Origin of the sequence: Synechococcus sp. C9, from assembly GCF_022984075.1 — a bacterium.
In the GTDB taxonomy this organism is placed as follows: Bacteria; Cyanobacteriota; Cyanobacteriia; order Gloeomargaritales; family Gloeomargaritaceae; genus Gloeomargarita.
Map to the genome: position 1 here is coordinate 2,768,245 of NZ_JALAAD010000001.1, position 26,228 is coordinate 2,794,472.

A 26,228-nucleotide genomic window follows, 5' to 3' on the forward strand; every position below is an offset into this window, starting at 1 on the left:
CCTCCAGCCCCTCTCCCAGTGTAATTGCAAACCCCCAAAGCTGGCTTACAGCAAGCCCCGATACCGGATAAACACCAGCACCATTCCCCAGGAACCCAACGTCACCTTCACCGCCACCAGCACATTCAACACCGGAATCATCCCCCCACTCACCAAAGCCCCCACCTCCCCCTGGGGCAGCTCCCACCCCGTCAAAGTTAATACCGCCAGGACAATGAACACCAAGACCACCACCTTTTCCCAGGTGGGGATATGCCAGCGTTGGTAAATCCGTTGTAATAACTCCGGCGAAGAGGTCATGGCAATCAACCCAATAGCTGTCCCCCCCGCTACCCCAGCGGCAAACCCACCCCCCGGCGAGAGATGCCCCCGCAGTGCCAATTCCACCCCCACCATAGCAGCAATCGTCGCCCCCAACTGTGCCAGCACCACCGAGGGCGCATCCGTGAGTTGGTAAATCCGGCGCAAAGGTCGTTCATTCGCCATCAGCTTCTGCACCCCCATGATGGCAATCGTAAAGACAACGACTTCACACACCGTATCGTACAGCCGATTGCGGAGAATGATCGCCGACACCGTATTGGGAATGCCGCTATCCTGCACCACCGCCGCCACCACCGCCAGGGGAGATTCGGAGATGGGATGGGGCACTACCACCATCTTTACCCCAAACGCCAACACCGCCAGCACATACACCCACTTCGCCATCAGTGCCCCCCCGTTGCCGTAACCAGCGGTTGGTAATCAACCGTCATGGGAATTGTCCATTCCCTTTGCAGTATTTCGTATAAACGCAGGATGGGGGTGGTCGTGTGAATCCCCATCGGTTCCGAGCAGGTACACATGGCGTGAACCTCCTGCTGTGCCAACCCCTGCTCCAAGGCTGACGGTTCCGCATAGGTGACCCATTCCACCAAAAGGTGCTGTTGCCCCAACACCCGCCGCAGTTCGGTCATCAGGGTTTGCAACTCCTGACCCCGCCGTTCCAAGTCCGCCGTCAGCACCCCCAAACGCACCACCAGAGACGACCGCACCGCCACCGCATAGAGAATCACCGCCAGCAGCGTCCCCACCAGGGCTTCCGTCAACGCCACATCGGCGGCTCCCAACAGGGCATAGACAAGTGCCGCCACCGACCCCAAAATCCCCCGCACCACCAACGCCCGGTAGGGATTGGTTTGCAGAACCAGCAAGCCCGCCGATAGGGGTAATAACGCCGTCAGTACCAGCATCTCACTCGTCACGCTTTCGCTCCGGTGGGTGGGCGCAATAAGCCAACACATACCCCAGCACCGTATTCCACATCACCAGGGACAGCACCGCCAACAACCACAACGACCATTCCTGCGGACGGCGGATCACTAAACCCACCATCAACGCCAGGGAACCTAGGGTATCCGCCACCGATAGATAGTGCAACTTAAATAAAATCGAACGGCGGGTCAGCAGGATGGGCGTGCCCCACCACCAGAGAATCAGCCCGACCCCGAAACATACCCCGCTGGCAATCTCCACAGCCTACCTCCCTGTCTGCCCCATGCGCCGCAGTAAATGCGCCAACAACATAAACCCCGCATTCCCCACCGCCAGGGTAATCACCCCCACCAACCCCATCATCCAGTCATCCCGCATTACCGCCACCAGCAACATAATCAGCGACGACTTGGTTGCCACACTGGAAAGTGCCAACATGGTTTCCCAAATATCCCCCCGCCGGGTCATCTGATAAATCGGGATTAAAAACGCCCCGATCATCCCCCACAAAACCACCGTTAACATCAGGATTTTTGCCCCCCGGAATGATTGTCCGTTGGCGGGTATAAATGATGCACCACATACCCCTCCGGTTCTTGATAATTCAACACAATCGTTTTCGGCGTAAAGGTAATTAAAAATGTATCCAAAAAAATCAACCCCGGGGTGCGGTTGGGAGCCACTGGGTGTACCTGAATTTTCTCCTGGGTATGGGGGGTAACCATCATTTCCACCGCTTCCCGATAAGCCTGGGGAATCGCCCGTAGCATCTGCCCCAACCCCCGCCCCAACTCTGTCCAACTCCGCCGCACCCGCATCCCCCCCGGCAGGAGCACCGCCACCAGCAAGCCCACCAGCAGATTTACCCCCGTAAAATTCGCTGTCAGCAGGAGCCACAGAATCAATCGCAGGAGAATCGTCCCTACCATACCCACACCAACCCAAACAGCACCACCAAACCCACGCTCATCAACCCCAATATCTGCTCCACCTGTTCCCAGCCCCGGGGCAAAGCCACCTGCACCCGCCGCACTACCCCCCAATATAACCCCCATCCGCAGGCGATGATCACCAAAGGTTTCAGGATATTCTCCCAGGTAAACGCCTCGTAATACACCCCATTCGCCACCAACAAGCCCCCCAACAACACCCCCATCGCCCCCCAAAACCCCGGCGTTAATGGCACAGTCAGCGGTTGCCAAGCCAGAAACAACGCCCCCGCATAGATCGTCGCCGTCCCCACCGCCGCCCCCGTCATCCCCCACACCTGCCAAGGCAAAAGATTCTTCATCGTCAGCACCTTTGCCCCAAACCCCGCCAACAGAGGAAACCCGGAGATGGAAAAACACGCCAACGCCCAAGGGATGCCCAAGGTGCGGGGAATCCCCTGCTGTTGCAACACCCCCAGATTCCGGCTTGGTAACTGCCCCGCCAGGAGAAACAACGCCCCCTTCACCAACCCATGCGCCAGGGCATAAAACCCCCCCACCTCCGGCGCCGCCAAAATAAACCCCACCTGGGACGTGGTACTCCACGCCAGCACCCGCTTCACATCCCGCTCAAACATCCCACACCCCACCCCCAGCAATGCCGTGCCCACCCCCAGCAACCGCACCACCGGCTCCACCTGCGGCACCAGCAACGCACAGCGGATCAGGGCTAACACCGCCGCCTTCACCACCACCCCCGACAGCAGAGCCGACACCGGTGCCTCCGCCGTAGCATGGGTCATGGGCAACCACAACCCCAACGGAAACACCCCCCCCTTGACCAGCAACCCCAGCAACAGCAACGCCGCCGCCTCCGGGGGTGCCTCCCCCAACCCCACAAAATCAAACGAATGGTGCGATTCATACACCAACACCGCCCCCACCAAATAAAACAACATCGCCACATTACTCACCAACAAATACCGCAACCCCACCCAAATCACCCGCTCATTGCCTGGGTAAGTGACCAGCAAAAACGCCGCAATGCCCAATACTTCCAACGCCACATATAAACTGATCCAATCCGTGCTGGCAAACGCCACATTCACACTGCCATGCACCATCAAAACTTGGGCGAAAAAAAACGGGGTTTTATCACTCTCCCAAAGGGTAAATATCACCGCAATCGTGACCAGGGCATTGGTAATAATAAAAAAACTGGTCAAGTCATCCAAAAATAAACCCACCCCAAAACTATCCAGCAAACGCAAGCGCACCGGTTCCAATCGCACCGCCAAAGTCAAGCCATACCCCAAGGAAAAAAAGCCCTGCACCAAAGCCAAAGACCGGGTTAATTGGGGCAATAAATAGATGATAAATCCCAGGCAAAAAGCACTGGCGAGCCACACAATGGTTAGGGTATTCATCGGGAATTTTTTAACTCAATATCACGAACATCCAACGTGGGATAGGAACGGGACAACTTCATCACCCCCACCAACATCAACGCCTGAATGGATAAGCCAATCACAATCGCCGTTAAAATCACCGCCTGGGGCACCGGGTCAGCATAATCCACCTGCCGTTGCGGGATCAAAATCGGCGTGAACACCCCTTTGCGTGCCGCCGACAACACATAATAGGCAATCACCCCCGTACTCATCACATCCATGGCAATTACTTTCATAATCAGATTCCGTTTGTATAGTAAGCCTAAAAAACCCACCAAGACCGTAGCAAATACACAGATTTCTAAAACCATTATGACCCCCTCAAATCCAGAAATCAATGCAAAAATAAATACCCCTAGGAATGGAGAACTTTCTCCCCACTTCCCACCAAGGAATGGGATACGGGTATATTCAACTCCACCAAGGCTTTCGCCAGTGCCAAACGGCGTTCACTCACCAAATGATCCAGGGGTAAACGGTCTAACACCCCGAATTTTTGCAGGCGATTGTGGGTACTTCCCGCCGCCCCCACAATATACACCACCCGCCCCTGTTCTAAGGCTTCTAAAACCATATTTTCAATCGCCAAACAAGCCGTCACCCCCAACATGGGCACATCGGTTAAATCCAAAATAATTGCCCCGACATTTCCCATAGCGCTGTGTTCCCGGGCAATCGCTTTCGCCACCCCAAAAATCATCGGTCCACTCAGATAAAACAGCAACACTTGCCCATTGGCTTGATTGAGTAATTTTTTTTCTTCATCACTCAAATCAATCGCATCATCCGCATCAGTAATCGTTTTGACCTCCTGGGATTGCAAGGCTGACAACCGTTCAAAAGTGCACAATCAGAACTATGTACCAGTCCGGAAGTTAACGCTACCCTCGGCACAAACTACTTGGACATCACCATCTTCGGTCAAACTCACATCAGGAGCATCTAACTTGTCGGTTCCCGGATAGATAGCTTCGCAGAGACCATCCGGCATATCCACAGCAACCTCGGTTATGTCACCATTGGCAGTTTCGATAGTGATGATTTTATTGGTCACAACAACTACCCGGGCAGCATAGCCCTTCAAATCTTGGCTACGGCTCGTACCGAAGCCATCGACATTGAGAGCAGCCCCACCACCGGTTTGTTCATAGTCGTAATTCTTGGTTTGAGTCTCCAAGCCTAGACTAAGAGATGCCCAATCAGTAGAAAAGGCATTGTTGTCTGTGCGGAAGGCCTTTTGTGCCTTAGCCCAAGAACCTAAGGTACTACGAGCTTCGGACTGTTTGGCCTTGGCGGTCTGAGCCAGGAAGGAGGGCAGGGCAATCGCGGCCAGGATACCGATGATCACGACCACCACCAGCAGTTCCACCAGGGTGAAACCTTTGCTGTCGTTTTTCTTCGCCAAGTGCTGGAGCAGTTTTACCTTCAAGTTAGCGGCCATGGATGTACTCCTAAGAAAGTAATGGATGAATTGGGGTTTATTTACCCCATCGCTAAGTTACCCAGGGCATTCAGCGGATCGATCAGGGAAATTGATTATTTTTTCTTATCAGTGGTGCTTTACCCCCGCCGCCTCTTTGCCCTCACCCCCAGCCCCTCTCCCAGGACGGGCGAGGGGAGAGAAAATCCACTCAGTTCATATCGTCAATGTGGGCACTGATGCCACTGCCCAGCACCTGAATGAGTAAATCCAGGGTTTCCTGCGAGCAGGGGATGTGGGCATTGCTCTCCATCCGCATTTGTCCCAGTTGCAGATGCAGACCCCGCACCACCTGTTCACATTCCTGCGCCTGATGTTTGCTCCAGGATTCCCAATGGCTGAGCAGGTCGTAGATAAAGGCCATCCGGGTCACGGTGGAATCATCCATCTCTAACCCCTGGTACCACAGGGCACTGATCACCCGCATCAACGCCCGGGCATCCTCGCCGGTGTGGATCAAACTGCCGAGTTCCAAAATGGGGCGGGTTCCCGTTCCCCAGGTTTGGCAGGCTTCCCGAAAATTGGTCACGTTCATCGCCTCATGTCCCATTCCTAAGGTTACTTTACCCTGATGGGGGAAAAACTCTGTTACAGTTTTAAGCAGTTGCCCGTCCAGGTATCGCTATGGGACTTTTGGTAATTGGGAATGCGTTTGAACAGGATTTAGCCACCCAAGGGGCGTTGGCGGTTTGGGTGCCGCCGGAAGGGGGGCATGAGGGACGGTATCAGCGGCGGCTCAAGGGGGCAGGCTATCGCACCCTCCACATGACGGCCCGGGGGATGGGGGATTTGGAAGCCTTTTTGACCCGGTTTCATGGGGTGCGGCCGGCGCATTTGGGAAAAGCCCTGGCCCAAACGGCGGCGGTGGGGGATGTGTATTATTTCCCGCCTTTATTGGATAATGCCCTGGCCGCTTTGCCCCCCCAGGCGAAGGGTTTAGTCCTCTGGTTAATCGAAGGTAAGGTGTTATCCCGGCAGGAATTGCGCTATCTGAGTTTGGTGCCGTCTTTGAACCCCCGCTGTAAGGTGGTGGTCGAGGTGGCGAGTGACCGGGAATTTCGCTGGCAGTCCCTCTCCCAATTTCTCGCTTGAGGGTGGTTGATTCCGCCATTGTTTTGGAAGAGGTGGGGTTCGGTTGGTCGGAGGCACGACCGGCCTTGGTGTCCTGCAATTTGCGGGTACCCCAGGGGGCGTTTTGGATGCTCTTGGGGGCCAATGGCAGTGGTAAATCCACCCTGTTGAAACTGTTGGCGGGGTTGATCACGCCTACCCAGGGGCGGATTCGCTTGGCGGGGGCGGTGGGATTGGTCATGCAAAATCCCGACCATCAGGTGATCATGCCCAGCGTGGGGGCGGATGTGGCGTTTGGGTTGGCGGACGTACCCCCGCACCTCTGGCCCGAACGGGTGGAGCAAGCCCTGCGGTTGGTGGGGTTGTGGGAATTGCACCAGCGACCGGTCTATGCCCTCAGTGGCGGTCAAAAGCAACGGTTGGCGATTGCGGGGTGTTTGGCCCGGCGGGTACCGATTTTGCTGTTGGATGAACCCACCGCCTTTTTGGACCCGGAACAGCAGTTGGAACTGGCGCAACAGGTACAGCATTTGGTGCGGACAACGGGCATTACCGCCCTGTGGGTCACCCATCGCCTGGAGGAATTGGTCTATTGCGACCAAGCGGTACTTTTAGCCGAAGGACGCATTACCCAGCAGGGCACGGGGGCGCAACTACAGCAGTACATTCACCAGCACCATCTGGATGCCCAGACCGCTTGAAATGAGAAATGAAGCCCCTACCCAGTCCGCTTGACCCTTGGCCCGGGACGGAATCCCACCCAGACCCCCGCTGGCAGGCTCTTTACACCGCCATTTTACGGGGCAATGAGCAGATGAACCTCACCCGCATTACCACCCCGGCGGACTTTTGGGAAAAACATCTCTGGGACAGTGCCCAAGGGATTCGCCCCTATTTAGGAAATAATGAACCCTGGCGGGTGATTGATGTGGGCACGGGGGCGGGGTTTCCGGGTTTAGTGGTGGGAATTTTGCACCCCCATTGGCAAGTAACTTTATTAGATGCTCGCCAGAAAAAAATCCGTTTTTCAGCCCAGGTGATTGCGGATTTGCGCTTAGATAATGTGACAACTTTAACTGGGCGGGCGGAGGTACTGGGTTTGACTGCGCCCCATCACCAAAACTATGATTTAGTCCTCCTACGGGCGGTGGCACCTGCCCCCGAAGCGTTGAGTTATGGCACCCCCTTTCTCAAACCCGGCGGGCATTTGGTGCTGTACCAAGGGCATTGGACACCGGCGCAAACCGAGGCATTGAACCCCCAAAAATACCGGCTCAAATTAACGCAAATGGATGCCCAAACCACCCCGCTCACCGAAGGGGTACGCCATTATCTCCACTTCCTGGGGAACTTCCCGGCGACGGCTGATTCATAATGGGAGTAATCTTGCCGGAGGTGAATATGCGTGCGTTTGCCCTAGCCGTTTTTCTGGTGGCGGTCGCTGTCCCGACCCTGCCGACCCTTGCCCAGGCGAACCGTTTTGAAAGCATTGCCAACCTGAAGCGGGCCCAAAACCAAGCCCGTTTTGCCGGAGAACGAGCCAATGGGGGCATCAACGTCTATCGCACGGAACCCGCCATGCACCAAACCGTCGGCACCCTGGGGGAAGCCCGCTATGAAGATGTGGGGGATGCCTGGATTTTCACCTTCCGGGGTGGCTCGCCCGAGGAAACCGCCGCCGGTCGTTATTCCATTCGGACAGTGGTGCGGGTGGACAAAGGCACCTTCAAAACCACCATTCTCAGTAACGAACGGATTTAGTACCAATTAACCGGACAAGGGGGTAGGCATGAAAAAAACCGGGTTAGCCATCTTAGCGGCGTTGACCCTGTGGTTGACAACAGTGCCTGCCCAGGCGGGCGACCCGTTTCGGCGGAAACCACCCCGACCGATTGACAGCCAGACCGAACAGGTGTTTGAGCAGGTATTTATCTATGGCAACTACCCCCAAGCCCGCAATACCCTGACGGAATTATTAACCAAAAACCCCACAGAACCGCTGGTGTATGCCCTAGCCGCCTCGATGGCGTACTTAGACGGGGATTTGACCACGATGGGGCAGTTTGCCGCCCAGACCATGAAAACCGCTGAAGCCCTGCAGGCTACTGACCCACTGCGGGGGCATTTGTATGTGGGGGTGGCGCATTTTTTGGAAGGGGGGGTGATTGCTACGGAAAACCGCAAAAATTTACTGCCCGTGGTGCCCCAACTATTGGACAAGGTGCGGGTGGCGTTGGAGTCCTTTGATAAGGCGGCTTTGGTCAATCCCAACGACCCGGAGTTGAATTTAATTCGGGGATTTGCAGATTTACTCCTGGCGGTCAACATCCCCTTTAGCAATGTGGGAGATGCGGTGAATCGCCTGCAAAATTCCGGTGCCCCGCCCTACTTGGTGCATCGGGGTTTAGCCTTAGCCTATCGGGATTTGAAACAGTTTCCCGAAGCTCTAGCGGCAGTGGACAAAGCCCTGGAAGCCGCCCCCAACCACCCGGAATTGCATTACCTCAAGGCGCAAATTTTAGTAGGGCAACAAAACTACATCGAAGGGGTGAAATGGTTTGACCAATCCCTGGCGATGGAAGCCCAATTACCCCCAGCGTTGGTGCGGCAAATCCGGCGGGAACGGGAACGGGCACAGCGGCGGGTGATGGCTACTGGTAGTGAAAAGTAAAACCACATCCCATCAAAACGAATCAAACTGCGTTCCGGGAAATCGCATTTTTATTTAACCTGGGGATGGGGTACGGGACTGGCCGGAATTGAACCGGCGGCCTGTCACTTAGGAGGCGACCGCTCTATCCTGCTGAGCTACAGCCCCAAACAATTCCTGATTCTAACCCCCAGTGCCCACATCCAGCCACATAGCAATTCGAGATGATCCATGTGAAAATAAATTCTCTGAAATTTCCTGAGAACCAAAACGGGGCGGTGCCCTGCGACCCCAGATTTTTTAAGTGTATGGCAATCGCACCTGATGAAGGTTAGCTTGCGTGCTGTAGGCATATAAAAATTCCTGAGAACCAAAACGGGGCGATGCCCTGCGACCCCGATTCTCATTTAGGATTGCTGTAGTTAATCGCTGTTACAATCAAGTCATTCCATTGTACTGGTACATCTATGAAATCCTGGTGGTGGGGTATCGGCGCAGGGCTGGTGGTCAGTGGTTGTCAACTGGGCACTCGTTGGCAAACCCTAGAGGGAGATGGGTTTCAGGTGAATTTTCCCGGTACGCCCCAGCAGGAACAACGCACCCTGGAAACCGGCGTGGGGGAGGTGGTAACCCAAGCCTGGGGAGTGAACCGCCCCAAGGGTTCCTATGCGGTGGTATTTAGCCAGTATGACCAGCCGGTGGCTCGCTTAGCCAATTCCCCCCTGGTGTGGGAGCAACTCAAAGCCCAGGCGCAACAACGGGTACAGGGGCAGGTGACCCAAGAACGCCAAGTCACCCTCAATCGCCATCCGGGGCGGGAAATGACCGTGACCATCCCCCCAGAACGCTTGACCGGCGGTGGTGTCGCCAAGGTGCGGTTTTATTTTGTCGGTCAGCGAGTTTATGGACTGTACGCCATCGTGCCCCAGGAGCAAGAGGCAGATTTGGCACAATTTTTCGATTCCTTTCAAGTGATAGAAAATCCCACCCCTCCTCCGGCAAATTGAACTACATTAGGAATCAGGGCAAACCCACTTGAGGAATGGTCAACCCGTGACCCGCCGCACTTGGTTAGAAATAACGGAATATGGACTGGTGCTGGTGTCCCTGGTGGGAACTGTGGTCGCCGCCGTCTCCCAGCAGGTGGTGCTTGCCGCCCTACCCATGTCCTTGGCGCTGTTGGTAAATCTGATCCACCGCAACCAGTTGGAAGCCAGCCAGCAACAATTGCTCCTGACCGCCCTGGAAAGCCTCAACCAACGCTACAGCACCGACATCAAGTTTTTGCGCCGCCGCCTCCAGGATGTGCTCCTCCTGCCCGAACCGGTGAACCTCACCCCCCTGGAACAATCATTACAGGAATTGCAACAGGCGTTGGGCAACCTCCACCAGGAAATGGATCAACGGCTGGAAACCGTAGAAGGCTTGAATCTGCAACCCCTGCAAACCCAACTCGCCCAACTCCAAGAGCAGTACGTTAGCCTCCGCACTGGGCTGGGGGAACTAAGTCAAAATTTGGGGGAATTTCCCAGGGCAGAGCAGGTCGCCCAGATGGAAAAAGGATTGGAGCAACTGCAACGCCAAGCCGCCCAACTGCAAACCCAGGTGCAGCAACTCCGGCAAACCCCGGTGGTGGATGTGCAACCCCTATCCGCCCAATTGCAGTACCTCAGCGAACAGATCACCGCCCCCCAAGCCCTCAAAACCCAAATTGCCACCCTTGAAACCGCCACCCAACGCCTCCAGTCCGCCGTCGAACGGTTGGGGCAGGATGTCGCCGCCAGCCTCCAGGTACGAGAAGCGGTGGGACGGTTGGAGCGGGAACTCCACAGCCAAACCAAACTGGCTCCCCTGATCCAAAAACTGCAACAGGATTTGGCGCAGGTGGTCAGCCAACACCAACAACAGCAACGGTTGACCCAAAAAGTCAGGGAAGAACTCCAGCAACTCCACGCCCAGCAAGCCCAGGTTGCCTCCTGGGAATCCCGGTTGAGCCAATTGGAGCAACAAACCCAGGCGATCCAGGCATTGCACGAGCGGGTGAATCAACTCCACCAACAAACCCGCAGTCAGGTCAGCCGCGCCGCCCTTTTGCCCCTGGTAACCGCCGTAGAGCGACTGCACCAGCAACAAATCCAACAACAAAACCAGCTTGCGCCCCTCGCCAGCACCCTCGGCACCCTCCAAAGCGACCTCACCGAATTACAAAATGCCCCCGAACCCGCCGCCCTCACCCAAGTCCGCCAGACCCTGACCCAACTCAGCCAGCAGATGGAAGCCCTCAGCCAGGGGCACACCCAACAACTCCAACAGGTCAAACAGGAACTCAGCCGCACCCAAGCCCAACTCAGCGGGTTAAAAGACCTGCCCCACCTGCAACAGCAACTCACGGAGATGGCGCAACTGGTCAGCCAGATTGACCACAGCCACGGCGACCTACGGGAATCCACCCAGACCCTTGCCAGCCGCCAAAGCCAAATGGAACAGCAGTGGCAGACCACCCAAGCCCAACTCCAGCAGATTCCTGACCAAGTCGCCGCCGCCATTCAGGACTGGGCTAAAACCATCAATCAGCAATTGGAAAAACTCCCCAACTATCGCTATGAACTGGTGACCGACCGGTTTGGGGGGCGGGAAGTCCTGCACCAGGCGCTGACCCAAACCACTCAAGAATTAATCATCGTTTCCCCCTGGCTGAGCCAACAAGTCATTGACCGCCCCTTTTTGCAAGCCCTGCGGCAGTTACTCGCCCAAGGGGTGCGGGTCTCCATCGGTTGGGGGGATGCCCAGGACATCAAAACCCAGGAACTTTGCCGCAACAAACGCAACCAATGGCGGGAAGGACCGGGGCGATTCTCCTGGAAATACAACGCCCTGGGGGATTTGGAACAACTGGAACAGGAATTTCCCGACCACCTGCGCCTCAAAATCATCGGCACCCACGAGCATTACCTGGTCAGCGACGACCAATTCGCCCTGGTGGGCAGTCATGCGCTCCTGGGGGGCAGTGGCACCAGCCGGGAAGTGAGCTTAAAAACCAATGACCCCCACCTGATTCAGGATTTGCGGAAACGGTTTCAACGTGCCGCCGATTTGGATGCAATTAACTGGTCATAAGGTGGCAGAAGGGCACTTCTAAAAATGGGTCGCAGGGGCACCGCCCCCGTCTGTGGTTCTGGGAAATCTCTGTTCACTAATCAAGTAGGATTGCTATATATGAGAAAAACTCAAAGCCCTCTCGCCTTCACCCCAAATCTGGACGACGGTTTTGGGTACGTTCCCGCTGTTGGGCTAAACGCCACTCGGCAATCGCCTGGTGATTCCCGGAACGAAGCACCTCTGGCACTGACCAACCCCGAAACTCCGCCGGACGGGTGTATTGAGGATATTCAAGTAGGGGTTCACTGAAACTTTCCGAAATTAAAGAGGCGGATTTACCAACGGTTCCAGGTAATAAACGCAGTACCCCATTAATAATCGTTAAAGCGGGAATTTCGCCACTGGTTAACACAAAATCCCCCAGGGAAATTTCTCGGTCGGCTAAATAACGAATTCGCTCATCAAAACCTTCATAAGCACCACAAATTAACACCAATTGCTGATAGTTTGCCCAGTTTCGGAAGTGAGATTGGGTGAGGCGTTCCCCCTGGGGCGTAAGTAGGATAATTTCCCTGGGTTCCAGACGGGGCAAGGATTCCACGGCGGCAAAAATAGGTTCCGGTTTGAGTACCATGCCCACCCCACCCCCATAAGGTTCATCGTCCACCCGCTGGTGTTTGTCTGTGGTAAAATTCCGGGGGTTCGTATAAACCACGGTGGCAATTCCCTTCGCCAAGGCTTTACCAACCAAACCCTGAGCGAGGGGACTGGTGAAAAATTCTGGGAACAAAGTCACCACATCAAAGCGCATCAGGATTCACCAAAGCTAGTGCGGATAAATGTGCTTTTCGGCAACCTTCCAATAGCGGGAAAATCGTTTTAAGTCCAGATATTTTTGGGGTGGAATCAGCGGTGGTATTGCAAGAATTTCCAAGGTAAATTGCCGGGATAATTCCTGACAAATGTGCTGAAACCGAGGGCTGGGACTTTGGGTAGTGACTAATTTTTGGGCACCATATTCTTGCATCAATTGGGTTAATTTCTCCATCACATTCCCCCGGTGAATTTCTACGGGCAATTCTAATAGACATTCATAGATAAAGACAATGCGTTTGCGGCTGATTTGCCATTGGTTCAATAACTCCTCGTCCCACACCCACACCGCCGGGGCATCGGGGTAAGCTAACAACGCCGGATTCGTCGGGCTGAGGCTATCGCCGTGTACCCAAACGAGAGTGGGACTGGGGCAATTCGGCATGGGGAAACAGGCGTTTGTGCAATTGTTCGTAACTCCCCCAAAAGGGGCAGGTTTTCGCAAGATGTGGGCAGGACATACACCATTTTTTCTGGGTATAACGGGCTAAATTTTCCTGATTGAAATAGTAGGGTTTGACGCTAAAGGTACTCGCCACCCATTGCCAGGATAAATTATTACTCGCCGGATCCCCATCCAACAGGTGCATCAAAAACCACGCCGCCCCGGTTTGCCATTTGACCCTGCGCCAGTGAATGATATAAGCCGCCAACCACAACCGGACATGGTTATGCAGGTAGCCGGTGGTCTGCAATTCCTGGCTAAAACTGTCCATACAAGGTAAACCCGTTGTCCCGTTGATAATCTCTTCCGGCAGTTCCTCCCCGTAGTCAGCGGCGGTAAAACCGGTTTTGTAGGGTTCCCGATCCTGCCAAATGCCCTCCCCCCATTGTTCGTACAATTTCTGCCAATAGTCCCGCCAAGCCAGTTGCCGCAGGAACGGTTCCACCACCGACCAGGGGTAGCCCTGGGATTGCAGATAGTCCCGCACCTCCGCCAAAGTGAGTACCCCATGCCGGATATAGGGCGATAAGCGGGTGACCGCCCCATCCAGATAGTTGCGGGTGTCGCCGTAGGAATGGGGTTGCAGTTGCGCTAGCTTGTACAGAGCCGCCCGTCTGCCCCCCACCGTTTCACTCACCGCCCCCTTTGCCCCCGGAAAAACCTGGGTCACATAGGCAATCAGGTCTTCCCGGCTGGCAAATTCCCGCTGCATGGGTTAGACCGTGGCGACTTCACTCCGGCGTTTGCGGGTGCGGCGGTTGACTTCCTCACTCGGACTGGCGGTTGATACCGTGGTTTGCAGGAGGAAAATCAACAGGGGATGACTTTTGAGTTCCCGGCGGATCAACCGTTGCAAGGCGGCTTCCATCGCCTCCCGCAGACCTGTCCAGTCCACATCCGTGCCATTCACGGCAAACTCCGACCAGCGTTCCCGCACGGTTTGCGCCAGGGTATCCTGCACCAGACGACGCAGTACGCCCAACTCCACCGCCGTCACCACCCCCCGCACATGGACTTCTGGGATCGCCACCAGTTGCCCTTGCCCATCCAGGGTAGCCGCCACCGTCACCACCCCTTCGTCGGCGAGGCGTTGCCGCTCCTTCAGCACCTTCCCGTCCACCACCCCGTCCCCGGAGGTGTCCACCAGTTCAATCCCTGCCTTGACCCGACCCACCACCTGAATCCGGTCGGGGGTGAGTTCGATCACATCGCCGTTGTCCACGATCACGATGTTTTCCGCCGGTACCCCCAGGGCTTGCGCCGTTTCGCTGTGTTTGACCAGCATCCGGTGTTCCCCGTGAATCGGCACAAAAAACTTCGGCTTGGTCAACGCCAACATCAGCTTTTGATCCTCCTGGCTCCCGTGCCCGGACACGTGAATCCCCCGCTCCTTGCCGTAGATGACCTTCGCCCCCTGCGCCATCAGCTTGTCAATCGTATTCACCACCGCAATCGTATTGCCCGGAATCGGGTTGGCGGAAAAGACCACCGTATCCGTGGGGCGAATTTGAATCTCCTTGTGCTCCCGGTTGGCAATCCGGGTCAACGCCGACAGCGGCTCCCCCTGGGAACCCGTGGTCAAAATCACCACTTGGTCATCGGGTAAATGCCGGATCACGTGCATGGGTTGCAGTAAATCATCAGGACATTGGATATACCCCAGGGTGCGGGCATGGGCAATCACATTCAGCATCGAACGCCCCAACACCGACACCTTGCGTTTGTGTTTTTGCGCCAACTGCAAAATGATATTCACCCGATGCACCGAGGAGGCAAAGGTGGTGATCAGCAACCGCCCCGGGGCTTCCGTAAACGCCCGGTCTAACCCCGGAATCACCGCCCGCTCGGAGGGGGTAAACCCAGCCAACTCCGCATTGGTGGAATCGCTCATCAAACACAGCACCCCCTTTTCCCCATGTTCGGCGAGGCGTTGCAGGTCAAACCGCTCCCCATCAATCGGGGTGTGATCCATCTTGAAATCCCCAGTGTGGATGACCACCCCCACCGGCGTGTGTAATGCCACCGTAAAGCTATCGGCGATGGAGTGGGTATTGCGGATAAATTCCACCAAAAAGGAACTGCCAATCCGCACAAAATCCCGGGGACCAACGGGGTGGAGTTGGGTGCGATTCGCTACCCCCGCTTCCTCCAATTTGGCTTGCAGGAGGGCAATCGCCAGGCGGGGACCGTACATGATGGGAATGTCAAGCTGTTGCAGATGGAAGGGAATGCCGCCGATGTGGTCCTCATGTCCGTGGGTGATGATCATCCCCTTGATTTTGTGGCGATTTTCCCGCAGGTAGGTCAAATCCGGCAGTACCACCTGCACCCCGTGCATGGCTTCCGTGGGAAACGCCAACCCCGCATCCAGCAGGAGGATTTCATCGTTGATTTCAAACACGCAGGTGTTTTTGCCAATTTCGTGCAGACCCCCCAAAGGAATGATCTTCAGGGCGGCATTGGTCTGGGCATGGGCTTTGGTCATAGGCTCCTTTAGATAAAACAACAGCACAAACGAGCACGATTCACCTCTGGTCAAGAGGGAAACTTTTAAGCCAACAGATGCAACTCCTGCATCACGGGGCGTAAAATCTGATCCACCGCCGGGTCAGCCCCCACCAAGGGTAAACGAGGGGCACCTACCGACCAACCCATCAATTCTAAGGCTCGTTTCACCGGAATCGGGTTGGTGGTCGCAAACAGGGCTTTGAAGAGTGGATATATTCTATTGTACAGTGCCTGCGCCCGTTCTGGTTGCCCCTGGAAAAATGCCTGCACCATAGTTTGGATTTCCACCCCCACCAGATGGCTGGCGACACTCACCACCCCCACCGCCCCCATCGCCAACAGGGGCAGGGTCAGGCTGTCATCCCCGGAGTAAATCGCCAATCGTTCCGGGGGCACCAACCGCCGCAATTGCGCCACCTGTTCCAGATTGCCGCTGGCTTCTTTGATGGCAATGATATTCGCCTCTTTGTCCGCCAATGCCGCCACGGTTTCCGGCAGGAGATTCACCCCTGTACGCCCGGGAATGTTGTACAGCATCAGGGGAAAATCCGGCACCGCCTGGGCAATCGTGCGAAAGTGCGCCAGCAGACCCGCCTGGGGGGGTTTGTTGTAGTAGGGCACCACCTGCAAACTGCCATCCAGCCCCAATTCTGCCGCTTTCACCGTTGCTACCACCGCTTCCCGGGTACTATTCGCCCCCGTGCCCGCCAAGACCTGCGCCCGTTCCCCCACCGCTGTTTTCACCACCCGGAATAGCTCGTACTCCTCCTCCCAAGTGAGGGTCGGGGATTCACCCGTCGTTCCCGCTACCACCAGCCCATCGCTCCCGTGCGCCACCAGATGCACCGCCAGCCGTTCCGCCAATGCATAATCCACCTGTCCATCCGGGGCAAAGGGAGTGACCATCGCCGTCAGCACTCGTCCGAAGCGGGGCATCCCAGCCCGATTTCCCTGTTCACTCACCACGCCATTCGCTACCCATAAGCACGAAAAGAATTACCACCAGCAGACGGCTGAACCGTAGGCAGTCTTCCCTTGAGTTTATCGCAAAGACCACAGGTTGCGGGACGGGTATGGGATTCATCACTCCCCTGCCAATGGGAAAAACATATCACCAGCATCAGTAACAATCGGGCACCTCTACAAATTCAAAGTTAGCAGTAGCAGGGGGCACCCCCGCCCTTGGTTCTGGAGAATTTTTGTATGCCTACGGCACGCCAGCTAATGCTAATCTAATAGAACTATTATATGTAGAGCCAGTAGTGTTGAATGTTAACGAAAGGGTGGAAAAGGGAGACTAAAAATGGTATTTTAGATTGGTAGAAACCACGAGTAACAGTATTTTTATGAGACGACAAATTCAGGGACTTATCAAGCCCTTGCTGAACCTTCTTCCCAAAAACGACTATCCAGTCTTGGATACTCGCTTGTTTGTACTCATATGGATGCACTTCATTTTAGATGCAAGAGTCGCCACCATGCGGGGCTTATTCTTCCTCTTGAATCATCTCAATTTTAAAGTTGACATATCAACGTTTTCTAAGGCGTGTAAACATCGTAGCACCGAGCCGTTTCAAGTGATCCTAAGAGAACTGCAAAAACGGCTTAAACATCATCAAGGTGAATTTAAGCACTTATTCCCATTAGATTCTACCATTATCACCCTGACCAGCAAATTATTCTGGCACTACAAGCAGGTAAAATTGACGCTTGGCCTGGATATAAATGAGGGCAATATCGGTGACGAATCAATTATATTTGGAAAGACTAATGACCATAAAATTGGGCATCTTGTGATTGGGACGATACCTGAGAATGCCGTTGGTATCATGGATAGGGGTTTTGCTTCCTGGAAATTAATGGACGAAATGTGTAAACGAAATACATTGTTTATTGTGCGGATTAGAAATAATATGAAGTTGCAACCTGACAATCCGGATATTCGGGTAATTCAATTTTTTAATGAAGAGGAAAACACAGAATATAGGCTAGCGACTAACGTGACTTCGATGACGGATGAAGAGATTTGTTCAGCCTATCGTTTGCGCTGGCGAATTGAGTTGCTTTGGAAGGCACTAAAGATGCACTTGAAATTGGATAGAATCATTACCAAGAATGAGAATGGTGTGCGGCTACAGATTTATGCCGTATTGATTGGTTATCTAATTTTAAGATTGCTGGAGATAGGTCACAATAAGACCTATGAATTGATTGACAAGTTGCGATATTTACAAATAGAAATAGGCCGACACTGTAGCTTCATGGAACTCGTAGGGGTAGAGCCGCTCGTAGGATAACCCTGACCCCTTATGTTAAGTTTTATTACGGACATTCAACACTACTGATGTAGAGCATCTCTAAAAATAGGTCGCAGGGGCGTAGCCCCCGTTTATGGTTCTCGATAATATCGGTATTCCAGTGCGATAACCTTCTGGTAAGGCAAATAAATAGAGGTGCCCTTAAGAAACTAATTAAGAGGCAAGCCTATGGCTTTTCAAATTTTGACAACTTCCGGGCGAGAACCTTAGCCACATTCTCTAATTAGAAAAAAATCATCACCCTAAATCTAGGAGAGCCTGGCAGTCATTGTTTTGGTAGCACGCAGTAATTGTTTACCAAATTGAGTACCTTTGATGTCTGATGTTTATATAGCAATCCTAAATGAGAATAGAATAGGGGTCGCAGGGGATTGTCCCCGTCCTTGGTTCTGGAGAATTCTTGTTTGCTAATCAAGTAGGATCGCTATAGTGTATTAACTACAATTGCACCGGGGCAAATAATTGCAGTCGGAGGCTCCCAATAAATCGCACCAGTGACGCAACTTAATAACCCCAATGCCCCCAACCCCCCAAGAAGTTATTTGCAAGTGTTCAAGGTTATCTGCTGGGATTGCTATGGGATTTAGGATACATTATACTACCATTAGTTAGAAAAAATTTACCTGGAAAAGCAAAATGAAAGTCGCCTACATCTTCGCCACAAACCTAGCCAGTACCTTCAAATTGGCTACCATGATTCTGCCCCAATTGGAACGGGGTGAACACGGTGCCCAAGTCGTAGGCATGATGTTTTTCGATGACAATATTTTCTGCCTGCGGGTGGGGGATCCGGTGGGGGAAAGGCTCGCCCATATTGCCAAACAAAATGGGATGTTACTGATGGTCTGCGACCAATGTGCGGTGCGGCGTGGTTTGGCGGAAGGAACGTTTGATCAATGCGGCACTGGCTCCGTCAAGGCAAAGGGTTTGGTGGAAGGGGTGGTGTGCGGGTGTTTCCCCCAACTTTATGAGGCACTCGCCGAAGCCAAGCCTGACCAAGTGATCACCCTATGAAAAACCGGTGTTGCTGATTGCCAAAAACCGTATAACGAAAACTCCAGGCTGAATGAATAACCTGCGTGGACTTCGTACCTTAAGTCAGCAACGCCTGTCCTTTATTCCTACCCTAAAATAATTGCATAACCGCTTTTACTGCAAACCTATTCAGGTTTCGACATGAACAAAGAAGCTGTTAATTTTGGCATACTCACTTGCCCCAGTTGTCACAGCCGCTCGGAGGTTGCTATGCCCACCCATGCCTGTGTGATTCTCTGGCAGTGTCCCCAGTGTGATATGGAGCTACAACCCAAGCCGGGTGATTGTTGTGTTTTTTGCAGTTACGGTGACACTCCCTGTCCGCCCATTCAACGGGAGAAAACTCTACAACAAGAGCATTGCTAAAAATACGTCGCCGGGGGCTTAGTTCTTCAAAATCTCTGCCTTCCAGGGATGAATTCTTCGCATGGTTTTAATAGAATCAAAGATATAGTCTATTTGTCAATTAAAGGATACAAAAAGCCTTGATAATTCTAAAACTTCAGCATGATTGACCTACGGCAAGTGGGGTTCAACTGTATCCCATAACTACTTAAAAGACTGTACCTCGATTTATTCAAAAATGGAGTGCCCTAAATTTTTTCCCATTGGCGGATGGGGGCGGGGGGAGGATGCCAATCTGCCTGCTCCGCTGGGGATGGGGTATTCAGACCAATCACCCGCAGGGCCGTGGGGGGTAAATGCACCTGCACCCGTTCCCCGACTTGGAACCCACCCCCGGCTTGGCGTACTTGCAGGCGGATGCCCCCCGGCAGTTGCACCCAGTAGCGGCTGTCCACACCCAGGTAGTCCACGTCGGTGATCCAAGCGGCGGATTCCCCACTGGTGGCGGGTTGGAGTTGCACCTGTTCCGGGCGGATGACCAATGTGACTGCCGCACCCAAGCTCAGATGCCCGCCGGGGTGATGCACCCGCACCTGCTGGTCATGGGGCAAACGCACCTGTATCCAAGGGCAACCCAGTTCCACCACCTGGCCGGTCAAAAAGTTGGATTCACCGATGAAATCCGCCACGAAATAACAGTTGGGCTGTTCGTACACCTCCTGGGGGGTGCCCACCTGCAGAACCCGTCCCCCCTGCATCACGGCGAGGCGGTTGGAGAGGGCAAGGGCTTCCTCCTGGTCATGGGTGACGTAGAGAAAGGTCAAGCCCAACTGCTGTTGCATCTGTTTTAATTCGCTCTGCATTTGCTTGCGAAGTTTTAAGTCCAGGGCACCCAGGGGTTCGTCGAGCAAAAGGACTTGGGGTTTTTGGATCAACGCCCGGGCCAGGGCGACCCGCTGTTGTTGACCGCCGGAGAGTTCCCGGGGATAACGGTGGGCCAAGCCGTCCAACCGCACCAAAGCCAGCATTTCCCCCACCCGGGAGCGGATTTCCCCCCGGCTCACCCCCCGCACCTCCAACCCAAAGCTGATATTCCGGGCAACGGTCAGGTGGGGAAACAGGGCGTAGTTTTGAAAAACCGTATGCACCGGGCGTTGAAAGGGCGGCACCCCCAGCAGGGAACGTCCCCCCAGGTGCAGTTCCCCCTTGTCCGGGGTTTCAAATCCGGCAATCAGGCGCAGGGTCGTGGTTTTGCCGCAACCGGAAGGACCCACCAGGGAGAAAAATTCCCCCGGTTGAATCTCCAGGTCAATCCCCGCCACCGCCGCCCGGGCCTCCCGACCGTAGGTTTTCCACACCTGGGTCAAGCGCAACATCAGCCTTTGCTCACCTGGAGTTTGACCGCATTCCAAGCCGCCTCGTAGAGCTTGAGGGTAGGGGCGGGCAGGTTCTTGAGAATGTACAGTTTGCGCATCACCGCTGGCGGGGGGTACATGGCCGGGTTGGTCAAATCCTCCGCCCGGATCAGTTTGTCCTGGATGGCGGTTTGGTTGGGGGTGGCATAGCGGGTGTAGTTGGAAATTTGGGCGGCCACCTGGGGTTCCAGCAGATAATTGATGAATTGGTGCGCCAATTCCACCTGGGGTGCCCCCTTGGGAATCGCCATTGTATCCACCCACAAAATGGCTCCCTGCTTCGGAATACTGTAGGCCAGGTCGGGGTTTTCCGCCATCACCTGAAACACATCACCGCTATTTTCAAACGCCAATACCACCTCCCCCTGATTGAGCAGTTCCTCCCCCGTATCCGGGGCAAAGGCGACGATATTCCGCTTGTGTTGGATCAGCCAATCCCGGGCCCGGTTGATCTCGCTGGCTTCAGTGGTATTGGGGTCCAAACCCAGGGCAATCAACACCGCCCCCAAAGTCGCCCGGGATTCCTCCTGCCAGGAGACCCGGTACTGGGGGTCAAACATGGCCTCCCAACTGTCAAGGGAGCGACCAATCTTTTTTTTGTTGTAGCCAATGCCTTGGGTGCCCCACTGGTAGGGCATACTGTAGCGGTTGCCGGGGTCGTAGGCCGGGTTGCGAAAGGTTTCCCCTAAATGCACCTGGTTGGGAACTTGCGCCTGATCCAGGGGCAATAGCATCCCCTCGTTGATCATCCGTGCCACCAGGTAATCCGAGGGAAAAATCACATCATAGCCAGGGTTCCCCGGTTTCAGCTTGGCGTAGAGGGTATCCGGGCTGTCAAAAGTGTCGTACTTAATCCGTACATTGAACCGCTTTTCAAACTCGCTCAACGCCTGGGGGTCAATATAGGTCGCCCAGTTGTAAATACTCAAAGTCGCCGTAGGGGAGGATGGGGTCGAAGGAGCGTTCACACCCGTACATCCCAGAGGCAGGCAAGCGACCAGCCCCAAGGTCAACAACCCCAACCACCACCGTCGCCACCAGGATTTTGTCCCCATCACCCCTTACACCTCCTTCGGCTTACCGTTCCCCCGCTCCCCCTGCATCCACCAGGCCACCAGCACCAATAGGGTCGAAGCCAAGAGCATCAGGGTAGAAATGGCATTGATGGCGGGAGTTACTGAAAATTTAATCATGCCATAGACAAATACTGGTAGCGTTGTAGCGCCAACCCCCGCTGTAAAAAAAGTCACCACAAAGTCATCCAAAGAGAGGGTAAACACCAACAACGCCCCGCTCCCGATGGCCGGAGTCAACCAGGGCAAAGTAATCCGCCAGAGGGTCTGCCAGGGATTCGCCCCCAAATCCATCGCCGCCGCCTCCCACCGGGGGTCCAATTCCGCCAACCGGGCCCGCACCACCAACGTGACAAAGGAAATCGCAAACGTAATATGCCCAATCGTCACCGTAGGCAACCCCAGGGTCAGTTTCCCGCCCCCCCAAGCCTCCCACAGCCGGAACCCCCAGGTAAAAAACACCAGCAGGGACACCCCCTGGGCAATCTCCGGGATCACCAAGGGCAACAGCACCAACGCTTCCACTGCCATCCGCCCCGGCCCCCGCCCCCGCTCCAACCCCAAAGCCAAGGCCGTGCCCAGCACCGTCGCCACCCCCGTCGTCACCACCGCCACCACCAGGCTATTGCCCAGGGCGTGCATCACCCCATTGGCACCAAACCCCACGGTTTCAGGAAAGGCCCCCCCTTCCCCGGTGAGCAACACCCGATACCAATCCCAGGTAAACCCCTGCCAAACCCCGGTGAAACGGGAATGATTAAACGAATAGACCACCAAGACCAGGATGGGCAGGTAAATAAACCCCAAGCCCAGCGCCGCCCACAGCCCTAGCCCCCATTTCGGCCAGCCTAACCCCGATCCGATGATTCCTGCCCCTCGCTATGGCCATGCCGCCCCACAAAATCCTCCGGTCGCAGTTGGGCAACAAACTCCCGGAACGCCTCCAACTCCGCCTCATCCGCCTCCCGGTCCACCGGAATCGAGGCATTGGCCACCACCTCCTCCATCACCCAAATCGGCAAGTCCGCCTTCAGGGCCAGGGCAATGGCATCGCTGGGGCGGGCATCCAACTGGCGCAACTCGTCCCCCCGGTACAGGTACAGCACTGCGTGAAATACATTGTCATGCAAAGAATGGATCACCACCCGCTTGAGGGTGACATCCCACAATTTCCAGCCATTGAGCATCAAGTCATGGGTCAGGGGGCGGGGTAAATCCTCCCCCTCCAGGGCACTGATGATGGCCTTGGCTTCCGCCTGCCCAATCCAAATGGGGATAGCCCGCCGTTCGGTGGTATCCTTGAGGAGTACAATCGGATTACGGCTCAGGGCATCCAGGGCGATCCCGGCAACCTTCATCTCAATCATGCTTGGGTCGTGCCGCCTTCGGGTTAACGATGGATTTGCTGTATTTACTATACTAAGACGGAATGACCGCTGAGGTGATCCCCCCATGTTTACCGGGCTGATCCAGACCCTGGGGCAGGTGATTGCCCAGACCCCCGACCGGCTCACGGTAGCGACGGAGATGCACCATTTCCCCGACTTGGCTGTGGGGGACAGTATCGCCGTGGATGGGGTTTGTCTGACGGTCACACAGTATGATGGGCAGGGGTTTACGGCGGCGACTTCCCCAGAAACCCGCCAGCGCACCTGTTTGGGGCAACGCCCCTGGGTGAATTTGGAACCGGCCTTACGGGTGGGGCAAAAGTTGGGGGGGCATTTTGTCAGCGGCCATGTGGATGGGGTGGGGACGTTAACCCGCCGTGAGCAGGTGGGCGGGGATTTTTGGGAATTGGACTTTAGCGTGCCCCCGCTGGTGCGCCGTTATCTGATCCCCAAGGGCAGTATTGCCATCAATGGGGTGAGTTTAACCGTTGCCCAGGTGTGGGCGGATGGCCTGCGGGTGGCGGTGATTCCCCTGACCTATACAGCGACCAATTTGCCCTACCTGCGCCCTGGCGACCCGGTCAATTTGGAAGCCGACCTGTTGGGTAAATATGTGGAACAATTGCTCCAGCCCAGGGTGGTGGAGACCCCCATTTCTCAGAATTTTTTAATGCAACACGGGTTTATGGACAGCGGGGCAAACCTGGTACAGTAGGGGTGCCGTCTCCCCAGGTGCCCCCGATGAATGACGTTGCCGCTCTCCCCTTGGCGCATCCCAGCCACTTTATCAACCGGGAAAAAAGTTGGCTCTATTTCAACGACCGGGTGCTGCACGAAGCCCTCGACCCCCGTACCCCCCTGTTGGAACAGGCGAAATTCCTGGCCATTTTTAGCACCAATTTAGATGAATATTTCATGGTGCGGATTGATGCCCTGCGGGATCAGGTGGAAGCCAATGTGACCACCCCCAGCCCCGACGGTCTCACCCCCCAACAGCAACTGGATTTGATCAGCGCCCATCTGGCACCCGTGATTAGCCAACAGCATGATTATTTCGCCCAAAATCTGCGCCCCCGTTTGGCAGAAGCCGGGATTATGATCGCCGATTACCCCACCCTCACCCCGGAACAACAGGCCTATTTGCACAATGATTTTCTGCGCCAGGTGTTTCCCATCCTCACGCCCCTGGCGGTGGACCCCGGCCATCCCTTTCCCTATATGTCCAATTTGAGTCTGAACCTGGCTGTATTACTTGAGGATACGAAAACCGGCCAGCACCATTTCGCCCGGGTGAAGGTGCCCACCAAGGCGGCGTCCAACCCTGGGGGTAAGGCGTTGAAACGGTTTGTCACCCTGCCGGAGCCGTTGCGGCCAGCGGGGGTGCGGTGGTTGGGGGTGCCCCTGGAGCAGGTGATCGGTCACAATTTGGGGGCACTCTTTCCGGGGATGGCATTGGTGGGCTGGTATCCGTTTCGGGTCACCCGGGATGCGGATTTGGAAATTCGGGAAGATGAGGCGGGGGATTTGCTGGCGGAAATTGAAAAAGAAGTCCGGAGCCGCCGCTACGGCCGGGATGCCACCCGTTTGGAAATTGCTAAGTCCGCCCCGGAGTTGGTGCGGGAGACCCTCACCCAGGGGTTGAAAATTCAAGCACCTTGGATTTATGAAATCAACACCCTGTTGAATCTGGGGGATTTGATGGAGTTGGCCTTTTTGCCCTACCCGGAACTGCGGGACCCGGATTGGACCCCGGTGATCCCCGCCCTATTTGAGGAAAAAGCCTACAGCGAAGCCCAGGGGGGGGTGGATTGGTTTAGTTTGATCCACCAGGGGGACGTGTTGGTTCATCATCCCTACCATTCCTTTGCGGGGACGGTGGAACGGTTTATTGCCCAGGCGGCTACTGACCCGGAAGTCCTCGGCATCAAAATGACCCTGTACCGTACTTCGGGGGATTCGCCCATCGTCCAGTCCCTGATTACGGCGGCGGAAAATGGCATCCAGGTGGCAGTATTGGTGGAATTGAAAGCCCGTTTTGATGAGGAAAATAACATCCTCTGGGCCCGGCGGTTGGAGCAGGCCGGGGTACACGTGGTGTATGGGTTGATTGGTCTAAAAACCCACAGCAAATTGGCCTTGGTGGTGCGCCGGGAGGGGGAAGGGATTCGCCGTTATATGCACCTGGGCACGGGGAATTACAATTCCAAAACCGCCCGGATTTACACGGATTTGGGGATTTTGACCTGTCGGGATGACCTGGCCGCCGATGTGACGGAATTGTTTAATTTCCTCACCGGTTATTCCCGCCAACGGCAGTATCGCCATCTACTGGTGGCGCCGGTGAATATGCGGGAGGAACTGGTTCGGTTGATTCGGCAGGAAGCGGCCCACGCCCGAGCCGGACAACCCGCCCGGATTTTTGCCAAGATGAACGCCCTGGCGGACACGGGCATTATTTTGGAACTCTACGAGGCGGCGCAGGCGGGGGTGGAAATTCGCCTGTTGGTGCGGGGGATGTGTACGCTCCGGCCAGGGGTGCCGGGCTTAAGCGAGCGGATTCAGGTGGTGAGCATTATTGGGCGGTTTTTGGAGCATTCCCGGGTATTTTGGTTCCACAATCAGGGGCAGGAAAATCTGTACATTGGCAGTGCGGATTGGCGTACCCGCAATTTAGACCGGCGGGTGGAAGCCCTGACCCCGGTGCTGGATGCGGGGATCAAACAGCAGTTGCAGGAGATCATGGAACTGATGTGGACGGACAACCGCCAGGCGTGGGATTTGCAACCCGATGGCACCTACATCCAACGCCAGCCTGCCCCCGGGGAGCCGGAACGGGGTTCCCATGCCCTATTGATGCAAAAAGCCTTGGCGGAGGCCACCCCAGTGGTGTAGCT

Annotated in this window: 31 protein-coding genes and 1 tRNA gene; 12 read left to right on the forward strand and 20 right to left on the reverse strand. The window is 55.2% G+C overall.

From position 1 onward, the window contains the following. Positions 1 to 45 precede the first annotated feature (45 nt). From MLD66_RS13475 to MLD66_RS13525, 10 genes are all read right to left on the reverse strand, one after another. Positions 46 to 708 carry a Na(+)/H(+) antiporter subunit B gene (locus tag MLD66_RS13475; protein WP_247218718.1) on the reverse strand — a complete coding sequence of 221 codons (663 nt, stop codon included), beginning with the start codon at positions 706 to 708 and terminating at the stop codon, positions 46 to 48. Next, the gene (locus tag MLD66_RS13480; RefSeq protein ID WP_247218720.1) at positions 708 to 1,283 is read right to left on the reverse strand and encodes a DUF4040 domain-containing protein; all 576 of its coding nucleotides are present in this window, start codon (positions 1,281 to 1,283) and stop codon (positions 708 to 710) included. Before MLD66_RS13480 ends, MLD66_RS13475 begins: the two co-directional genes overlap by 1 nt. After that, positions 1,234 to 1,515 carry a monovalent cation/H(+) antiporter subunit G gene (locus MLD66_RS13485; protein ID WP_247218721.1) on the reverse strand — a complete coding sequence of 94 codons (282 nt, stop codon included), beginning with the start codon at positions 1,513 to 1,515 and terminating at the stop codon, positions 1,234 to 1,236. The genes MLD66_RS13480 and MLD66_RS13485 overlap by 50 nt, the downstream gene beginning before the upstream one ends. A 3-nt stretch (positions 1,516 to 1,518) precedes the next feature. Next, complete coding sequence (locus MLD66_RS13490; protein ID WP_247218723.1) at positions 1,519 to 1,779, reverse strand: hypothetical protein; 261 nt, start codon at positions 1,777 to 1,779, stop codon at positions 1,519 to 1,521. Further along, positions 1,779 to 2,183, reverse strand: coding sequence for a Na+/H+ antiporter subunit E (locus MLD66_RS13495; RefSeq protein ID WP_247218732.1), 405 nt, complete (start codon positions 2,181 to 2,183; stop codon positions 1,779 to 1,781). The genes MLD66_RS13490 and MLD66_RS13495 overlap by 1 nt, the downstream gene beginning before the upstream one ends. Further along, positions 2,177 to 3,610, reverse strand: a complete 1,434-nt coding sequence (locus tag MLD66_RS13500; RefSeq protein WP_247218734.1) for a cation:proton antiporter — start codon at positions 3,608 to 3,610, stop codon at positions 2,177 to 2,179. Before MLD66_RS13500 ends, MLD66_RS13495 begins: the two co-directional genes overlap by 7 nt. After that, on the reverse strand, positions 3,607 to 3,948 hold the full coding sequence (locus tag MLD66_RS13505; RefSeq protein WP_247219159.1) for a cation:proton antiporter subunit C: 342 nt from the start codon (positions 3,946 to 3,948) through the stop codon (positions 3,607 to 3,609). Before MLD66_RS13505 ends, MLD66_RS13500 begins: the two co-directional genes overlap by 4 nt. Before the next feature lie 41 nt (positions 3,949 to 3,989). Then, positions 3,990 to 4,484 carry an STAS domain-containing protein gene (locus tag MLD66_RS13510; protein WP_247218736.1) on the reverse strand — a complete coding sequence of 165 codons (495 nt, stop codon included), beginning with the start codon at positions 4,482 to 4,484 and terminating at the stop codon, positions 3,990 to 3,992. 6 nt (positions 4,485 to 4,490) lie between these two features. After that, positions 4,491 to 5,075, reverse strand: coding sequence for a type IV pilin-like G/H family protein (locus MLD66_RS14590; protein ID WP_281438482.1), 585 nt, complete (start codon positions 5,073 to 5,075; stop codon positions 4,491 to 4,493). A gap of 190 nt (positions 5,076 to 5,265) precedes the next feature. Next, a complete protein-coding gene (locus MLD66_RS13525; RefSeq protein ID WP_247218738.1) occupies positions 5,266 to 5,649 on the reverse strand; it encodes a hypothetical protein in 384 nt (127 codons plus the stop codon). Between the two features lie 89 nt (positions 5,650 to 5,738). Between MLD66_RS13525 and MLD66_RS13530 the strand changes: the two genes are divergently transcribed. Genes MLD66_RS13530 through MLD66_RS13550 form a run of 5 tightly spaced genes read left to right on the forward strand, consistent with a single transcriptional unit; the run spans position 5,739 to position 8,856 of the window. After that, entirely contained in the window at positions 5,739 to 6,206 is a 468-nt protein-coding gene (locus MLD66_RS13530; protein ID WP_247218740.1) for an NAD(P)H-quinone oxidoreductase subunit N, read from the forward strand. 2 nt (positions 6,207 to 6,208) lie between these two features. Beyond that, the gene (locus MLD66_RS13535) at positions 6,209 to 6,886 is read left to right on the forward strand and encodes an ABC transporter ATP-binding protein (RefSeq protein ID WP_247218742.1); all 678 of its coding nucleotides are present in this window, start codon (positions 6,209 to 6,211) and stop codon (positions 6,884 to 6,886) included. A gap of 8 nt (positions 6,887 to 6,894) precedes the next feature. After that, positions 6,895 to 7,560, forward strand: a complete 666-nt coding sequence (rsmG, locus tag MLD66_RS13540; protein WP_247218744.1) for a 16S rRNA (guanine(527)-N(7))-methyltransferase RsmG — start codon at positions 6,895 to 6,897, stop codon at positions 7,558 to 7,560. Positions 7,561 to 7,580: 20 nt separating this feature from the next. Beyond that, entirely contained in the window at positions 7,581 to 7,946 is a 366-nt protein-coding gene (locus MLD66_RS13545; protein ID WP_247218746.1) for a hypothetical protein, read from the forward strand. 28 nt (positions 7,947 to 7,974) lie between these two features. Continuing rightward, on the forward strand, positions 7,975 to 8,856 hold the full coding sequence (locus MLD66_RS13550) for a Sll0314/Alr1548 family TPR repeat-containing protein (RefSeq protein ID WP_247218748.1): 882 nt from the start codon (positions 7,975 to 7,977) through the stop codon (positions 8,854 to 8,856). A gap of 73 nt (positions 8,857 to 8,929) precedes the next feature. Here MLD66_RS13550 and MLD66_RS13555 read toward each other — a convergent pair. Next, positions 8,930 to 9,003: transfer RNA gene (locus tag MLD66_RS13555), tRNA-Arg, on the reverse strand. Positions 9,004 to 9,302: 299 nt separating this feature from the next. Between MLD66_RS13555 and MLD66_RS13560 the strand changes: the two genes are divergently transcribed. Beyond that, positions 9,303 to 9,842: a hypothetical protein gene (locus MLD66_RS13560; protein ID WP_247218750.1), complete on the forward strand. Its 540-nt coding sequence runs from the start codon at positions 9,303 to 9,305 to the stop codon at positions 9,840 to 9,842. A 46-nt stretch (positions 9,843 to 9,888) separates the two neighbouring features. Continuing rightward, positions 9,889 to 11,952 carry a phospholipase D-like domain-containing protein gene (locus MLD66_RS13565; protein ID WP_247218752.1) on the forward strand — a complete coding sequence of 688 codons (2,064 nt, stop codon included), beginning with the start codon at positions 9,889 to 9,891 and terminating at the stop codon, positions 11,950 to 11,952. 127 nt (positions 11,953 to 12,079) lie between these two features. Here MLD66_RS13565 and trmD read toward each other — a convergent pair whose 3' ends face one another. The 5 genes from trmD to dapA all read right to left on the reverse strand — a co-directional run bounded on the left by trmD (position 12,080) and on the right by dapA (position 16,696). Then, positions 12,080 to 12,745, reverse strand: coding sequence for a tRNA (guanosine(37)-N1)-methyltransferase TrmD (trmD, locus tag MLD66_RS13570; protein ID WP_247218753.1), 666 nt, complete (start codon positions 12,743 to 12,745; stop codon positions 12,080 to 12,082). A gap of 15 nt (positions 12,746 to 12,760) precedes the next feature. Beyond that, the gene (locus MLD66_RS13575; RefSeq protein ID WP_247218756.1) at positions 12,761 to 13,192 is read right to left on the reverse strand and encodes a hypothetical protein; all 432 of its coding nucleotides are present in this window, start codon (positions 13,190 to 13,192) and stop codon (positions 12,761 to 12,763) included. After that, the gene (locus MLD66_RS13580; protein WP_247218758.1) at positions 13,146 to 13,964 is read right to left on the reverse strand and encodes an FAD-binding domain-containing protein; all 819 of its coding nucleotides are present in this window, start codon (positions 13,962 to 13,964) and stop codon (positions 13,146 to 13,148) included. The genes MLD66_RS13575 and MLD66_RS13580 overlap by 47 nt, the downstream gene beginning before the upstream one ends. A gap of 3 nt (positions 13,965 to 13,967) precedes the next feature. Beyond that, positions 13,968 to 15,737, reverse strand: a complete 1,770-nt coding sequence (locus tag MLD66_RS13585; protein ID WP_247218760.1) for a ribonuclease J — start codon at positions 15,735 to 15,737, stop codon at positions 13,968 to 13,970. Positions 15,738 to 15,802: 65 nt separating this feature from the next. After that, on the reverse strand, positions 15,803 to 16,696 hold the full coding sequence (gene dapA / locus MLD66_RS13590) for a 4-hydroxy-tetrahydrodipicolinate synthase (protein WP_247219167.1): 894 nt from the start codon (positions 16,694 to 16,696) through the stop codon (positions 15,803 to 15,805). Between the two features lie 410 nt (positions 16,697 to 17,106). Here dapA and MLD66_RS13595 point away from each other — a divergent pair, with 410 nt between their 5' ends. The 3 genes from MLD66_RS13595 (at position 17,107) to MLD66_RS14595 (ending at position 19,479) form a co-directional block, all read left to right on the forward strand. Then, positions 17,107 to 18,057, forward strand: a complete 951-nt coding sequence (locus MLD66_RS13595; RefSeq protein ID WP_247214935.1) for a transposase — start codon at positions 17,107 to 17,109, stop codon at positions 18,055 to 18,057. A gap of 657 nt (positions 18,058 to 18,714) precedes the next feature. Further along, the gene (locus MLD66_RS13600) at positions 18,715 to 19,092 is read left to right on the forward strand and encodes a SaoD/DsrE family protein (RefSeq protein WP_247218762.1); all 378 of its coding nucleotides are present in this window, start codon (positions 18,715 to 18,717) and stop codon (positions 19,090 to 19,092) included. Positions 19,093 to 19,254: 162 nt separating this feature from the next. Then, a complete protein-coding gene (locus MLD66_RS14595; protein WP_281438483.1) occupies positions 19,255 to 19,479 on the forward strand; it encodes a GDCCVxC domain-containing (seleno)protein in 225 nt (74 codons plus the stop codon). Positions 19,480 to 19,706: 227 nt separating this feature from the next. Here the strand turns inward: MLD66_RS14595 and MLD66_RS13605 are convergent, their stop codons facing one another. Genes MLD66_RS13605 through MLD66_RS13620 form a run of 4 tightly spaced genes read right to left on the reverse strand, consistent with a single transcriptional unit; the run spans position 19,707 to position 23,313 of the window. Continuing rightward, positions 19,707 to 20,834: an ABC transporter ATP-binding protein gene (locus MLD66_RS13605; RefSeq protein ID WP_247218764.1), complete on the reverse strand. Its 1,128-nt coding sequence runs from the start codon at positions 20,832 to 20,834 to the stop codon at positions 19,707 to 19,709. Continuing rightward, a complete protein-coding gene (locus MLD66_RS13610) occupies positions 20,834 to 21,928 on the reverse strand; it encodes a spermidine/putrescine ABC transporter substrate-binding protein (RefSeq protein WP_247218765.1) in 1,095 nt (364 codons plus the stop codon). Before MLD66_RS13610 ends, MLD66_RS13605 begins: the two co-directional genes overlap by 1 nt. A 6-nt stretch (positions 21,929 to 21,934) precedes the next feature. Further along, on the reverse strand, positions 21,935 to 22,753 hold the full coding sequence (locus tag MLD66_RS13615) for an ABC transporter permease (RefSeq protein ID WP_247218767.1): 819 nt from the start codon (positions 22,751 to 22,753) through the stop codon (positions 21,935 to 21,937). Positions 22,754 to 22,794: 41 nt separating this feature from the next. Beyond that, a complete protein-coding gene (locus tag MLD66_RS13620; protein WP_247218769.1) occupies positions 22,795 to 23,313 on the reverse strand; it encodes a bifunctional nuclease family protein in 519 nt (172 codons plus the stop codon). Between the two features lie 85 nt (positions 23,314 to 23,398). Between MLD66_RS13620 and MLD66_RS13625 the strand changes: the two genes are divergently transcribed. Together MLD66_RS13625 and ppk1 are read left to right on the forward strand one after the other, a co-directional pair. Then, complete coding sequence (locus tag MLD66_RS13625; RefSeq protein WP_247218771.1) at positions 23,399 to 24,049, forward strand: riboflavin synthase; 651 nt, start codon at positions 23,399 to 23,401, stop codon at positions 24,047 to 24,049. Between the two features lie 26 nt (positions 24,050 to 24,075). Next, on the forward strand, positions 24,076 to 26,226 hold the full coding sequence (gene ppk1 / locus MLD66_RS13630) for a polyphosphate kinase 1 (protein WP_247218773.1): 2,151 nt from the start codon (positions 24,076 to 24,078) through the stop codon (positions 26,224 to 26,226). Positions 26,227 to 26,228 lie beyond the last annotated feature (2 nt).

What these genes read in the sequence shown, in the direction of transcription:
- MLD66_RS13620 (WP_247218769.1), bottom strand. Translation starts at nt 23,313, where the DNA reads ATGATTGAGATGAAGGTTGCCGGGATCGCCCTGGATGCCCTGAGCCGT.
- MLD66_RS13625 (WP_247218771.1), top strand. Translation starts at nt 23,399, where the DNA reads ATGTTTACCGGGCTGATCCAGACCCTGGGGCAGGTGATTGCCCAGACC.
- MLD66_RS13575 (WP_247218756.1), bottom strand. Translation starts at nt 13,192, where the DNA reads ATGCCGAATTGCCCCAGTCCCACTCTCGTTTGGGTACACGGCGATAGC.
- MLD66_RS14590 (WP_281438482.1), bottom strand. Translation starts at nt 5,075, where the DNA reads ATGGCCGCTAACTTGAAGGTAAAACTGCTCCAGCACTTGGCGAAGAAA.
- MLD66_RS13595 (WP_247214935.1), top strand. Translation starts at nt 17,107, where the DNA reads ATGAGACGACAAATTCAGGGACTTATCAAGCCCTTGCTGAACCTTCTT.
- MLD66_RS13585 (WP_247218760.1), bottom strand. Translation starts at nt 15,737, where the DNA reads ATGACCAAAGCCCATGCCCAGACCAATGCCGCCCTGAAGATCATTCCT.
- MLD66_RS13530 (WP_247218740.1), top strand. Translation starts at nt 5,739, where the DNA reads ATGGGACTTTTGGTAATTGGGAATGCGTTTGAACAGGATTTAGCCACC.
- MLD66_RS13490 (WP_247218723.1), bottom strand. Translation starts at nt 1,779, where the DNA reads ATGTTAACGGTGGTTTTGTGGGGGATGATCGGGGCGTTTTTAATCCCG.
- MLD66_RS13500 (WP_247218734.1), bottom strand. Translation starts at nt 3,610, where the DNA reads ATGAATACCCTAACCATTGTGTGGCTCGCCAGTGCTTTTTGCCTGGGA.
- MLD66_RS13475 (WP_247218718.1), bottom strand. Translation starts at nt 708, where the DNA reads ATGGCGAAGTGGGTGTATGTGCTGGCGGTGTTGGCGTTTGGGGTAAAG.
- dapA (WP_247219167.1), bottom strand. Translation starts at nt 16,696, where the DNA reads ATGCCCCGCTTCGGACGAGTGCTGACGGCGATGGTCACTCCCTTTGCC.
- MLD66_RS13600 (WP_247218762.1), top strand. Translation starts at nt 18,715, where the DNA reads ATGAAAGTCGCCTACATCTTCGCCACAAACCTAGCCAGTACCTTCAAA.
- trmD (WP_247218753.1), bottom strand. Translation starts at nt 12,745, where the DNA reads ATGCGCTTTGATGTGGTGACTTTGTTCCCAGAATTTTTCACCAGTCCC.
- MLD66_RS13495 (WP_247218732.1), bottom strand. Translation starts at nt 2,183, where the DNA reads ATGGTAGGGACGATTCTCCTGCGATTGATTCTGTGGCTCCTGCTGACA.
- MLD66_RS13525 (WP_247218738.1), bottom strand. Translation starts at nt 5,649, where the DNA reads ATGAACGTGACCAATTTTCGGGAAGCCTGCCAAACCTGGGGAACGGGA.
- rsmG (WP_247218744.1), top strand. Translation starts at nt 6,895, where the DNA reads ATGAAGCCCCTACCCAGTCCGCTTGACCCTTGGCCCGGGACGGAATCC.
- MLD66_RS13610 (WP_247218765.1), bottom strand. Translation starts at nt 21,928, where the DNA reads ATGGGGACAAAATCCTGGTGGCGACGGTGGTGGTTGGGGTTGTTGACC.
- MLD66_RS13580 (WP_247218758.1), bottom strand. Translation starts at nt 13,964, where the DNA reads ATGCAGCGGGAATTTGCCAGCCGGGAAGACCTGATTGCCTATGTGACC.
- MLD66_RS13480 (WP_247218720.1), bottom strand. Translation starts at nt 1,283, where the DNA reads ATGTGTTGGCTTATTGCGCCCACCCACCGGAGCGAAAGCGTGACGAGT.
- MLD66_RS13560 (WP_247218750.1), top strand. Translation starts at nt 9,303, where the DNA reads ATGAAATCCTGGTGGTGGGGTATCGGCGCAGGGCTGGTGGTCAGTGGT.
- MLD66_RS13605 (WP_247218764.1), bottom strand. Translation starts at nt 20,834, where the DNA reads ATGTTGCGCTTGACCCAGGTGTGGAAAACCTACGGTCGGGAGGCCCGG.
- ppk1 (WP_247218773.1), top strand. Translation starts at nt 24,076, where the DNA reads ATGAATGACGTTGCCGCTCTCCCCTTGGCGCATCCCAGCCACTTTATC.
- MLD66_RS13550 (WP_247218748.1), top strand. Translation starts at nt 7,975, where the DNA reads ATGAAAAAAACCGGGTTAGCCATCTTAGCGGCGTTGACCCTGTGGTTG.
- MLD66_RS14595 (WP_281438483.1), top strand. Translation starts at nt 19,255, where the DNA reads ATGAACAAAGAAGCTGTTAATTTTGGCATACTCACTTGCCCCAGTTGT.